12 protein-coding genes and 1 riboswitch are annotated in these 11,625 nt (G+C 38.4%); all 12 genes read left to right on the forward strand.

Annotated features, from left to right (window positions below):
- Positions 1-99 precede the first annotated feature (99 nt).
- A complete protein-coding gene (locus M1D60_RS00810; RefSeq protein ID WP_456277336.1) occupies positions 100-858 on the forward strand; it encodes a threonine/serine exporter family protein in 759 nt (252 codons plus the stop codon).
- A gap of 15 nt (positions 859-873) precedes the next feature.
- The gene (locus M1D60_RS00815) at positions 874-1,326 is read left to right on the forward strand and encodes a threonine/serine exporter family protein (protein ID WP_456277337.1); all 453 of its coding nucleotides are present in this window, start codon (positions 874-876) and stop codon (positions 1,324-1,326) included.
- 114 nt (positions 1,327-1,440) lie between these two features.
- Positions 1,441-2,157, forward strand: a complete 717-nt coding sequence (locus M1D60_RS00820; RefSeq protein WP_456277338.1) for an MBL fold metallo-hydrolase — start codon at positions 1,441-1,443, stop codon at positions 2,155-2,157.
- A 2-nt stretch (positions 2,158-2,159) separates the two neighbouring features.
- On the forward strand, positions 2,160-2,729 hold the full coding sequence (locus M1D60_RS00825; RefSeq protein WP_456277339.1) for a WHG domain-containing protein: 570 nt from the start codon (positions 2,160-2,162) through the stop codon (positions 2,727-2,729).
- A gap of 153 nt (positions 2,730-2,882) precedes the next feature.
- Positions 2,883-3,758, forward strand: coding sequence for a carbon-nitrogen hydrolase family protein (locus M1D60_RS00830; protein WP_456277340.1), 876 nt, complete (start codon positions 2,883-2,885; stop codon positions 3,756-3,758).
- A gap of 25 nt (positions 3,759-3,783) precedes the next feature.
- Complete coding sequence (locus tag M1D60_RS00835) at positions 3,784-4,458, forward strand: GNAT family N-acetyltransferase (RefSeq protein WP_456277341.1); 675 nt, start codon at positions 3,784-3,786, stop codon at positions 4,456-4,458.
- A gap of 177 nt (positions 4,459-4,635) precedes the next feature.
- Positions 4,636-4,718: riboswitch (cyclic di-GMP riboswitch) on the forward strand.
- Positions 4,719-4,838: 120 nt separating this feature from the next.
- A complete protein-coding gene (locus M1D60_RS00840) occupies positions 4,839-6,560 on the forward strand; it encodes a methyl-accepting chemotaxis protein (protein WP_456277342.1) in 1,722 nt (573 codons plus the stop codon).
- 357 nt (positions 6,561-6,917) lie between these two features.
- Positions 6,918-7,643 carry a GntR family transcriptional regulator gene (locus M1D60_RS00845; protein WP_456277343.1) on the forward strand — a complete coding sequence of 242 codons (726 nt, stop codon included), beginning with the start codon at positions 6,918-6,920 and terminating at the stop codon, positions 7,641-7,643.
- Between the two features lie 96 nt (positions 7,644-7,739).
- Entirely contained in the window at positions 7,740-8,801 is a 1,062-nt protein-coding gene (locus M1D60_RS00850) for a PhnD/SsuA/transferrin family substrate-binding protein (RefSeq protein ID WP_456277344.1), read from the forward strand.
- A 275-nt stretch (positions 8,802-9,076) separates the two neighbouring features.
- The gene (gene phnC / locus M1D60_RS00855; RefSeq protein WP_456277345.1) at positions 9,077-9,865 is read left to right on the forward strand and encodes a phosphonate ABC transporter ATP-binding protein; all 789 of its coding nucleotides are present in this window, start codon (positions 9,077-9,079) and stop codon (positions 9,863-9,865) included.
- Complete coding sequence (locus M1D60_RS00860; RefSeq protein ID WP_456277346.1) at positions 9,855-10,640, forward strand: PhnE/PtxC family ABC transporter permease; 786 nt, start codon at positions 9,855-9,857, stop codon at positions 10,638-10,640. The genes phnC and M1D60_RS00860 overlap by 11 nt, the downstream gene beginning before the upstream one ends.
- Positions 10,641-10,684: 44 nt before the next feature.
- Positions 10,685-11,506: a PhnE/PtxC family ABC transporter permease gene (locus M1D60_RS00865; protein ID WP_456279541.1), complete on the forward strand. Its 822-nt coding sequence runs from the start codon at positions 10,685-10,687 to the stop codon at positions 11,504-11,506.
- Positions 11,507-11,625 lie beyond the last annotated feature (119 nt).

The following is an 11,625-nucleotide window of genomic DNA, read 5'->3' on the forward strand; positions in this document are numbered from 1 at the left end:
TTTGTCTTTTTTTCAAAGAATTTAGAGTGAAAGTGATGCTGTAAAAATAAAGGTATGTTACCGTAGGTTTAGGTGAATATTCAAATTAGGGTGATACTCATGAAAGAAAAAGAACAACAAAGGCGCTATGACATTATTGACGTATGCTTACTAGCAGGTAAAATCATGCTGCAGAGTGGAGCTGAGACGTATCGGGTAGAAGATACGATGGCCAGAATTGCTGCTTCATTTGGAATTAACTATTCCGAGAGTTATGTGACGCCCACTGGGATTATCTTTTCTACAGGTGGTCCAGAGCCAACGAAGTTAGTAAGGATTATGAGTCGTACAACGGATTTACATAAAGTCACAGTGGTCAACAGCATTTCAAGAGGTATTAGTAATGGGGAACTTTCATTAGATGAAGCGCTTGAGCAACTATTACATGTTGATCGTTCCAACGAATCTTTTCCATTGTGGCTACAAATCTTATCAGCTGCTATTGCAAGCGGATGTTTCCTTGTCATGTTCCAAGGTGGTTGGAGCGATTTTTTCCCTGCCTGTATAGCCGGAGGAATCGGCTTTATCGTTTCTGATTATATAAATCGTGCGATTGAAATTAAGTTTTTCGCAGAGTTCTCTGCTTCCTTAGTGATTGGTTTACTGGCTTTATTATTTGTGGTGACGGGAGTAGGGCAGGAGCTAGATAAAATTATTATCGGCTCGGTGATGCCACTTGTTCCAGGTCTATTGATTACAAATGCAGTTCGTGATTTAATGGCAGGTCATTTGGTTTCGGGAATTTCCAAAGGTGCTGAAGCCTTTTTAACAGCAACAGCTATTGGTGGCGGTATTTCGATGGTGATTTTACTATTTTAAGATGGGGGTGCTGCTATGTGGATTCAACAAGTGGTCACAAGCTTTATTGCATCAGCTGCTTTTGGGATCTTATTTAATGCACCGAAAACTAGCTTGGTGAAGTGTGGATTTGTTGGAATGGTAGGTTGGATGATTTATTTTATACTAGTTGAATTTAAGGTTGATGTAGTCATTGCAACCTATGCAGCTGCATTTTTTATCGCATTCATTAGTCAGTTTTTCGCAAGACGATATAAGACTCCGATTATTATTTTTTCTGTAGCGGGCATTATTCCACTCGTTCCTGGTGGGTTAGCTTATGACGCGATGCGCAATATTGTATCGAATGAGTATAACTTTGCGATTGAATCTGCGGTAAAGGTTTTTTTAATTTCAGGGGCAATTGCGATCGGACTGGTTTCCTCTGAGGTGGTTAATCAAGTAATTCGGAAAATTCAATTTAGGCGACAAGAGAAAGTTCAAGGATAACACCCATTTTAGAGGTGTTATTTTCTTTATGGTAAAAACCTCTTGTAAAAACTAATGGTGTTAGTTTATTATAAAACTAATGATATTAGTTTTTAAAAAGGAGAGAGGATAAACTTGAGATTAACTCGTGTTGGTTCTATTTATCAAATAGCATTTATGCCGACTATTTTTCCGGTGAATTGTTACTTTGTAGAGGAAGAGGATGGTTTGACGTTAATAGATACAGGAATGAAGTTTAGTGTGAAGGGGATTGTTGCTGCTGCGAAGGAGATTGGGAAACCGATTGTAAGGATTGTTCTGACTCATGCCCATGATGACCATGTTTTAGGTTTAGATTCATTGAAGGAACTATATCCTGATGTTCCGGTGTATCTTTCTAAACGAGATTCCCGGTTGCTAGTGGGAGATAAGTCACTTGATCCAAATGAACCGGGTACGCCTATTAAAGGTGGGGTTCCGAAGAATGTGAAAACTCGTCCAGATATATTGTTAGAGGATGGAGACCGGATTGGCTCGTTGTTGGTGGTATCCACTCCTGGTCATACACCAGGTTCAATGTCATTTTTTGATACGAGAAGTAAAGCGCTTGTCGCGGGTGATGCTTTTCAAACAAAAGGAGGATTGGCTGTTTCAGGTAAGCTAAACCTTGTGTTTCCTTTTCCAGCCATGGCAACATGGAATAAGGAAGTAGCGATAGACAGTGCCAAGAAGATTAGAGAGCTTAATCCAAGTTTATTAGCGGTAGGACACGGGAAAATGATAAAGGATCCAGTACAATCTATAGATCTAGCAATTGAAGCTGCATTTCGAGCAGTAAATAAGGAGAGATAAGCATGTCACCAAGAATGGGATTAGATAAAGGAACGATTATAGAAGTTGCAGTTGAGCTAGCCAATCATGAAGGAATGGAAGGCGTTACTCTTGCAACGCTCGCCAAAAGATTAAATATAAGAACCCCATCTTTGTATAACCACATTGAAGGATTGGATGATTTAAGAAGTGAATTAGCATTGACTGGTATGAACCGGTTATTACATGTTTTAAAGATAGCTGTCATGAATAAAACGGGTGACGAGGCCGTTCATGCAATGTCGATTGCCTATATACAATTCTCACGACAAAACCCAGGCCTATATGAACTAACCTTAGCTGCCCCCAACCCAGAGGACACCGAAATCCAACAAGCAGGAAACAGTATTGTCGAGCTGATTATACAAGTCCTAAAAGATTACAAGCTAGATGAGGAAGCCGCCATCCATGCCGTACGAGGCTTACGAAGCCTACTCCACGGATTTGCCTCCCTCGAACAAAAACAAGCATTCGGCCTACCCGTAGACCTAGACAAAAGCCTACATCTCCTAATCAAAACCTTTCTTGCAGGATTATATTCAATGAAAATATAGAGAGTGTTTAGTACTTTAAAGCGGTGGGGGCCTGGCCCCCACTGCTTTAAAGGGTTAAAATGTGTGGAATTTAATGTATTTGAGCAATATCCCTTGAGATTTCATGTGAAATGTTTATAATCAAATTAAATTGTTTTTGAGAGGGGTAGATAGATGAAATATCGTGTTTCTGCAGTTCAGTATCACTTGCATACCATTCAGTCTTTTGAGGAATTTGCTGCACAATGTGAACATTACGTAAAAACAGCAGCTGAATATGGTTCAGAGTTTGTATTGTTCCCTGAGTTTTTAACGACACAGCTTTTATCAATTGGCAGTAATCATGGAACAGGCTTAACCATTAATGAGCTTCCTGGTTTTACTGAACAATATATTACGTTATTTACTAGATTAGCTTTAATTCACAAGATGCATATTATTGGTGGTACTCATGTGATCAACAGAGATGATAAGTTATACAATGTTGCACATTTATTTTACCCAGATGGTCGTGTGGAGGAGCAAGCAAAGCTTCATATTACACCAACTGAGGTACACGAATGGAATATGGCTGCGGGTAATGATTTTAGAGTGTTTGACACTGAAAAAGGAAGAATCGCAGTTTTAACCTGCTATGATATAGAGTTTCCTGAAATTGTTCGAATTGCTAAAGCAAAAGGAGCAGATGTAATCTTCGTTCCTTCTTGTACAGATGACCGTCACGGCTTCCACCGTGTTCGTTACACAAGTCATGCACGTGCCATTGAAAACCAAGTGTATGTGGTATTAACGGGAACAGTCGGTTCCCTACCAACTGTTGATTTTATGAGAGCGAATTTTGGTCAGGCGGCAATCATTACGCCAAACGATATTCCATTCCCACCGCAAGGTTTGTTAGCTGAAGGTGAGTTGAATAATGACATGCTTGTAACGGCAGATTTAGATTTAAGCCTTTTATATGAAGTTCGTGAAAAAGGATCGGTTACAACGTGGAGAGATCGCAGAACAGACCTTTATACAGATTGGCACGATATTAAAATTAACGGATAATCTACCAGAGAAGGAGATTTAAACAATGGAATATGTAAGAGTTCAAAGTATAGACGATCCATTATTTAAGCAATTACACGATCTAATGAAAGAAGTATTTCCTCCAGAAGAGGTACTAGAATTCTCCCTTTGGAAAGAGCCGTTAGAGGATCCAGCTATTTTTGTATATGTGGCTGTTCATGAAGGTAAGGTGGTTGGAATCACGGAGTACCGCTACTATCCACAGTGGAATGTAGCAATGACTGATTTCACGATCGTAAGTCAAGCGGGGCTAAGCCTAGGACGCTTCTTGGCTAATAATCGTTTATCTCACCTTCAGAAGCTTGCTGCCGAAAATGGTGGCCAGCAGCTTAAAGGTATGTTTGCTGAAATCTATGATCCTTATCAAAAAGAGGACTTTGATTTCGGTGGGGTTCCCATGATGAATCCATTCGTTCGTCGTGAAGTATTATCACACCTAGGCTACCAACGTCTAGATTTTAAATATGTCCACCCTTCATGGGAAAACAATGGAGCAGCCGTATCTGGTTTAGACCTTTGCTTCATGCCAATGAGTGAAGAGCTAACTGAACTACCAGCATCTCTAGTAGTTGATTTCCTTTCTACTTATTACTCAGTACTACCAGATAAGCCAGCAGAATGGCTAAGCATGGTAGAAGAGCTAAGGAAGAAAGATACAGTAGCTTTACAACCATTATAAAAAATCAGAACCCCTTATTAGCATATAAAGCAAATAAGGGGTTTTTTAGTGGTTTTTGGAAAATGATAGATGTGGGTATTTATTCCTTGAAAATTTTTAAAACGGACATAAAAATGTAGGTACTTTTAACTAATATATGATATAGTGATATAGTGAAATTTAGCACTACATTAAAAATATTGAAAAAGGCAAACTTATTGAAAAATAAGGACGCAAAGCGAAGGACCTAAGGTAGATGCTATGGTAGCCTAGCCGCCAAGAATAATTTTCTGATCCATAATGGTGAACAGAGATAATTCTGTTTGCCTTTTTTTATGCTGAAATGGCAGAGCAGCAAAGAAATTAATTTAGAATACTAAATCGCAAAGGGAGAACTCATCATGAACCGAAAGATGCAGCAAAGATTTAGCAAGAAAATAAGCATTAAACAAAAACTTATTGGTAGTTTTATATTGGTTACTTTGATTTTTGGTTTAGCCTCTTTTTCCTCATTCCAAAATATGAAAGAAACGAATGAAGCATATGATTATTTGATAGACAGGGTATCTGAAATTAGGTCTATTTCTCAAGAAATTCAGTATCATACGGAAGTTCAGTTGAGTTCATATACAGCATACTTACTGTACGTAGATTCTGATTATATCGAAGTGATGAATCAAGCCAATGCTTCGATTGATGAATTAATAGTAAGAGCAAGAGAGTTAGGTACTTTACAGGAAACACAGGATCGTTTAGATGAAATCGAAAACTCTAATCAAGAGTTTAGTATAAATGCCAATCGAATCTTATCTTCCATCTACACAAACAGAAACCAAGCTATTAAGGATGGAAAAGAACAACTTTTACCTACTAGTGATAAATTAATCGAACAGACAAAGTCCTTTCAAAAGTGGTTGACGGACGATATCTTAGTAAATAAAGTAGCTGAAACAAAAGAAAAGTCTCAAGCAGCTGTGACACAAGTGTTAATTCTTAGCTCTATTGCGGCATTATTAGCAATTAGTGCCGGAATTATCATCTCTAGATTCATAGCAAACCCAATTGTCCAACTTGGTAAAGTAGTAGGATTGGTAGCTTCAGGGGACTTAAATGTAGAAAAAATAAACATAAAAAGTAAAGATGAAATCTATGAATTAAATCAATCCTTTGAGCGAATGACTAACAATCTAAGTGAAATGATTGGTAGTATTGCGAATAATGCCGACCAGGTGGCAGCTTCGGCCGAACAGCTTAATGCAAGTGCCGAGCAATCTAGTCGAGCAACTGAAACCATTTCTGCTTCAATCCAAGAGATTGCTAGTGGAGCAGATGTAACAACTAGGAAGATGGACAAAAACTCCACTGCTTTACAAGAAGTGTTAGAAGGAGTAGTAAGAATCTCTGAAAGTGCTTCGGTTGTGTCTGAGCTATCTAGACAAACGAATGCAGAAGCAGAGGATGGTGGGAAAATTGTTAGTGAAAACCTGAAGCAAATGAAGTTTATTCATGAATCCGTTAATCGTTCTAATCAGGTGATCGGCACATTATCAGAGCGCTCTAAAGAGATTGGTGAAATCTTAAACGTCATTACGGCTATTGCTGAACAGACGAACCTTTTAGCCTTAAATGCTGCGATTGAAGCAGCTCGAGCTGGTGAGCATGGTAAAGGATTTGCGGTAGTAGCTGATGAAGTCAGAAAGCTTGCCGAACAATCAAAACAATCCACACAAAATATCGGAAACCTTGTCACACTGATCCAAAAGGATACTTCCGAATCGGTAAAAATCATGAGTGAAGTGATGAATAACGCAGAAAATGGTGTGAAGGTTTCTGAGCAAACATCTGCCAAATTTAACGTTATATTAGAAAGTACAAGAAATATTACACCTCAGGTTGAAGAAGTAACAGCAACCGTTGAAGAAATTTCTGCTAGCATCCAAGAGGTTTCTGCTTCTGCAAATGAGATTGCTAGCCTATCACAATCTAACACAACAAGTTCAGAAGAAGTGGCAGCATCTGCTGAAGAACAGCTAGCCTCTATGGAAGAAATCACTGCTTCCGCACAGGCACTAGCATCCATGTCAGAAGAGTTACAGGTGCTCGTAAGTCGATTTAAGCTTTAATTTGGAAGTTAGTAGATAACACCAACCCCCTTATCAGGAATACTGGTAAGGGTTTTTTTGTTGTAAATTTTTACAAACTAATAAACTTTCGATGGTTCTTGTTTACCTAATCATATTGTGAATCCTAATTGCTGATCGCATTTTCTAGCTTGGTTCTCGTAACTAACCTGTGAGTCAGCAATTACCTATTTGGAGTTGATTGTCTAAAGTGTAAATGAATTGTAAAAAAGGGGATGAAATGTTTTCCATATATGTACAAATCCCATTTAACTTTATGAGTTTTTAACAACAGCTTAACCATACTAACTTGTTAACAAGTTAGTATAAGTTTTGTAAGCAGATGAAAGGGGAGAGAGAATGACGAAAATTCGGGAGGAGCCTCTTCAGCATTTAGAAATTGCTGAGTTCTTAATTCATAATATTCGTTCAAGTGTTTATGAAGTGGATCAAAAGATCCCATCCGAAAATGAGCTTTGCCGTCAGTTCAATGTGAATAGGCATGTAGTGAGACAGGCAATTGCTAGAATTACTAACCTAGGATGGGTGACTCCTTTACAAGGTAAGGGCTGCTATGTCAACCAGATACCTAAACCTATATTGTATGTATTGTCGTCTCAAACTCGTTTCTCTGAAAATATGGAAAGTCAAGGAATTCAGCATAAAAGCAAACTGCTAGATTGGAAAAAAGGTGAACCGACTCCAAATGAGAAAGAGCAGCTAGCTTTACAAGGTAATGAGTTTGTATATCGTCTTGAAATTCTAAGGTATATCGATGGAAAACCAATTTCGATTACCACAACGGTTTTTCCAGAATCAGAGGTTCCGAATTTAGAAGAACATTTCTATAAGTTCCATTCCTTATATGGAATCTTACTAGAACACTATCAATTACGACCTATCCGCTCAAGCTCTACTTTCCAAGCGAGCCTTCCGATGATGAAGGATGCAGATTTTCTTGAGATACCGGAAAGCATTCCGATTGTACAAATTGAAAGCATCATGAATCATCCAAGTGGGCATCCGATTGAGTATAGTGTCGCGCGAGTTAGAGGGGATATGCACAAGTGTTTAGTAGAGTTTTAGAATGTTAGTCATTCTACATATAGGCTGTCATCAACATTGGTTCTGCCAATGATGATTATAAACATTTTTTGAAAAACGAGAGGAGAAACACCACTAATGAAAAAAGCACTTTTATCATTGTTAGCTTTATCGTTCGCTTTAATTTTTGCAGCATGTTCATCATCAACTGGTTCAACAAGTACGGATACAGAAACTGGAAGTGAGTCTAGTGAAAAGGATACGATTACGATTGCTTGGTATCCAAACGAATCAGGTGCGGATTTAAAGGATTCTCGTGATGCACTAGGTAAAGTCATTGAAGAAGCTACTGGTAAAAAGGTTGAACATAAAACAACAACTGACTATATTATTGCAATCGAGTCAATTGCAAATGGCAATGCTGACGTAGCATTCATGGGAGCTCAAGGTTATGTTGAAGCTCATAATAAAAATGACAAAGTACTTCCATTAGTTGTATCTTCAGGTGCATCTGGAACGTTAGATGACGCTGTTTACTACAGCTGGTTAAATGTTAAAAAAGGTAATGAAGGTGAGTACAAAGATGGAGATAACTACTCTATAGATAACATTGCTGACAAGAAATTCTCATTTGTTTCTAACAGTTCTACTTCAGGATTTAAAGTACCTTCTGCTGGAATCGTGTCACATTTCAGTAAGCAAGATGACTATAAAGAATTGACGGCTGAAGATTTATTAGAAGGTGGAGCGTTCTTTAGTGAAGTGTTATATGGTGGATCTCACCAAGGATCTGCAGTTAACTTATTAACTGACAAAGCAGACGTTGCTGCTTTCTGTGATGTTTGTGTAAAGAACTACATTGAAGTAGTAGAAGGAGAATGGAATCGTCCAGGATCTGTGTACGAAGTATTAGCAGATGCTGCAGAGCCTTTCAACACAATCCCTGGTGAGCAATTTGTTTCCATCTCAGTTACACCAGTATTAAATGCACCATTCGTTGTAAACACAGAAACACTTAGTGAAGAAGATGTTGCTGCAATGAAAGAAGCATTCACTTCTGATGAAGTAGCAAACGATCAAACGATTTTCATTCCAAAAGATTCAGAAGTTAAAGGCTTATTCTCTAAGTCTGATCAAGAGCGCTTTTTAGAAGTAGAAGATGCTTGGTTTAACCCAGTAAGAGAGTTATCTGGTAACTAATTTATAAAAAATCAAAGCACTATCCATCCAGCAAGTCATCACACTTGGGTGGATAGTTGTCATTTTTAAATAAAGGCTATGTTAAAGTACAATGTTGATTTTTTTGCACAGTTGATAGAAGTGGAAGGACGCGAGACTCCTGTGGGAGTAGCGTGACAGGTGAGACCCCACAGGCGCAGCCGAGGAGGCTCACCGCACGCCCCACGGAAAGCGAGTGTCCTGCAACGAAAATCAACAACGAAGTTTAACACAGCCTAAATAAAAAGGAGTTTATCATGACAACGTTATTAGAATTAAACAATGTATCAAAGCAATATGGGAAAGATACGTTAGCGTTATCTGATGTTAGCTTCTCTGTAAAAGAAGGAGAGTTTGTTTCCGTCATTGGTCCTTCAGGAGCCGGGAAGTCAACTCTCCTTCGTTGTATTAATCGAATGATTGATTCAACTAGTGGAGAAATTGCCTTTGATGAAATGGACGTATTGCAATTAAAAAAGAAGGAACTCCGTAAGTTGCGCACGAAGATTGGGATGATTTTTCAGCATTACAACTTAGTCAATCGTTTAAGTGTGATTGAGAACGTTCTTCATGGGAGACTCGGCTACAAGTCAGTGGTTACGGGAGCACTTGGTATTTATACAGAAGAAGAAAAACGCCATGCCCTGCATATTTTATCGTTATTAGGATTAGATGATCAAGTGTATAAGCGCTGCGATCAGTTGAGTGGTGGACAAAAGCAACGTGTAGGGATTGCGAGAGCGTTAATTCAAGATCCTAAAATGCTTTTATGTGATGAGCCTATTGCATCATTAGATCCAAATTCATCTAAGGTAATAATGGATCATTTGAGAAACATTTCTACCTCGATGGGTATTACGGTCTTAATCAACCTCCATCAAGTTGATGTTGCCCTTAGGTATTCTGATCGGATTATTGGAGTTAGTAAGGGAAAGGTTGTCTATAATGGACCACCAAACCTTATTACAAATCATGAAATTCAACAAATTTATGGATCAGAGGCAGATGAGCTGATGATTGATGTAGGTGGGAAAAATGCAGGATAAATTCTTTTTAAAGAAGAGAGTCAACTCACTACTTTTAATTGGAATCCTCTTACTCGTGACGTACGGAAGTATGGCGATAACAGAATATGATATCGTGAAAGGATTTACATCTATTCCTGATGCAATTGCATGGGGTGTCAATAATTTTTATCCAAATGCAGAATCCCTTGAAAAGCTACCTAGAATTTGGGGAAAACTACAGGAGACCATTCTTATCTCCCTTGCTGCTTCAACAGGTGCAGGTCTATTTGCCCTAATCTTTGCGATTTTAGGTTCAAATACGACGAGAGTCAATAATTTCCTTGGGACGTTTGCTCGTGGAATTGCGACACTATTCCGTAATATAGATGTTGCAGCTTGGGCAATGATTCTCTTATTTTCTTTTGGTCAAAGCTCGTTAACCGGCTATTTTGCTTTATTCTTTGTATCATTTGGATTCTTAACAAGAGCTTTTATCGAAACCATCGATGAAGTGAGTAATAGCTCTGTAGAAGCATTGACGGCTACAGGTGCAAGCTATTTATCTATCATTATTCATTCTGTCATTCCAGCTAGTATTCCTCAAATGATTAGCTGGCTGTTATTTACGATTGAAACCAGTATACGTAGTGCCACGCTTGTAGGTATTTTAACTGGTACTGGGATTGGATTCTCTTTCAATCTCTATTACAAAAGCTTGGATTACAATTCTGCAAGCTTAGTTGTAGTCACGATTATCATTTCTATTTTTATCATTGAATATATTTCAAACTATGTAAGAAGGGTGATTTTGTAGTGGGGTTTCAAGTTAAGCCAGTTGCAACTGGTCCAAATGGTCAAATACCGTCATCTTCCGTGAAACGGATAAAAATCAAGCCGATTACAAAAGAAACAATGGTGATTCGAACCACTTTAATTAGCCTAGTTATTTTAACAATCTATGGGTTTATAACCTTTGATTATAAGGATATTAGTTTTATAGGTGGAGTGTTTTCAACACTTCAAAATTTTGGTGTTATGTTTTTTCAACCCCATTTTTCTCATTTCACGTTTTGGCATGCTGCTTATCAGGTGCTGATTACGCTTGGAATTGCAGTCCTTACAACCTTGTTTGGGTCAGTAATCGCACTTATGCTTGGATTGTTATCTGCTCAAAACCTATCAAATAAAGCGTTGTCTAACACTATTAAAGGGATCATTGCTTTTATTAGAGCAATTCCAACGGTACTATGGGTGTTGATTTTTGCCGTGGCAGCAGGACTTGGCAGTGTCGCAGCTGTTATTGGAATGACCTTTCACTCAGTAGGTTATTTAACGAAAGCTTACTCAGAGTCATTTGAAGAATTAGACACTGGTGTGATTGAGGCATTAAAAGCTAGTGGTGCGAGCTGGTGGCAAATCATCTTTCAAGCTGTCATACCGTCCTCTATTACGTATTTAATTTCATGGACCTTTATGCGTTTTGAGATTAACTTTGGTGTGGCTGTCGCAATGGGAGCTGCAGCAGGTGCGGGTGGAATCGGATTTGATATGTTCATGGCTAGTGGCTTCTACTATGACTTGCGTGAAATTGGAACGATCACATACTTTATCTTAGTCGTCGCGATTATTTTAGAGTTTATTGCGATGAGAATTAAATCTAGATTGAGAACAACTATATAAGAGAGAATACCGGACTCTAGGTCTGGTATTTTTTTTGTTTAGCAAATTATAAAATAAATCATTTGTGGATAACTAGAGTCAGTGGATTTGAATCCAGCTCCAGCGCCCAGCCCCCAGCC

It is taken from the genome of Bacillus sp. AK128 (assembly GCF_053903075.1).

Bases quoted from the DNA above. Each gene is read 5' to 3' on its own strand.
- M1D60_RS00815 (WP_456277337.1), top strand. From the start codon at position 874: ATGTGGATTCAACAAGTGGTCACAAGCTTTATTGCATCAGCTGCTTTT.
- M1D60_RS00850 (WP_456277344.1), top strand. From the start codon at position 7,740: ATGAAAAAAGCACTTTTATCATTGTTAGCTTTATCGTTCGCTTTAATT.
- M1D60_RS00845 (WP_456277343.1), top strand. From the start codon at position 6,918: ATGACGAAAATTCGGGAGGAGCCTCTTCAGCATTTAGAAATTGCTGAG.
- phnC (WP_456277345.1), top strand. From the start codon at position 9,077: ATGACAACGTTATTAGAATTAAACAATGTATCAAAGCAATATGGGAAA.
- M1D60_RS00860 (WP_456277346.1), top strand. From the start codon at position 9,855: ATGCAGGATAAATTCTTTTTAAAGAAGAGAGTCAACTCACTACTTTTA.
- M1D60_RS00830 (WP_456277340.1), top strand. From the start codon at position 2,883: ATGAAATATCGTGTTTCTGCAGTTCAGTATCACTTGCATACCATTCAG.
- M1D60_RS00825 (WP_456277339.1), top strand. From the start codon at position 2,160: ATGTCACCAAGAATGGGATTAGATAAAGGAACGATTATAGAAGTTGCA.
- M1D60_RS00810 (WP_456277336.1), top strand. From the start codon at position 100: ATGAAAGAAAAAGAACAACAAAGGCGCTATGACATTATTGACGTATGC.
- M1D60_RS00835 (WP_456277341.1), top strand. From the start codon at position 3,784: ATGGAATATGTAAGAGTTCAAAGTATAGACGATCCATTATTTAAGCAA.
- M1D60_RS00840 (WP_456277342.1), top strand. From the start codon at position 4,839: ATGAACCGAAAGATGCAGCAAAGATTTAGCAAGAAAATAAGCATTAAA.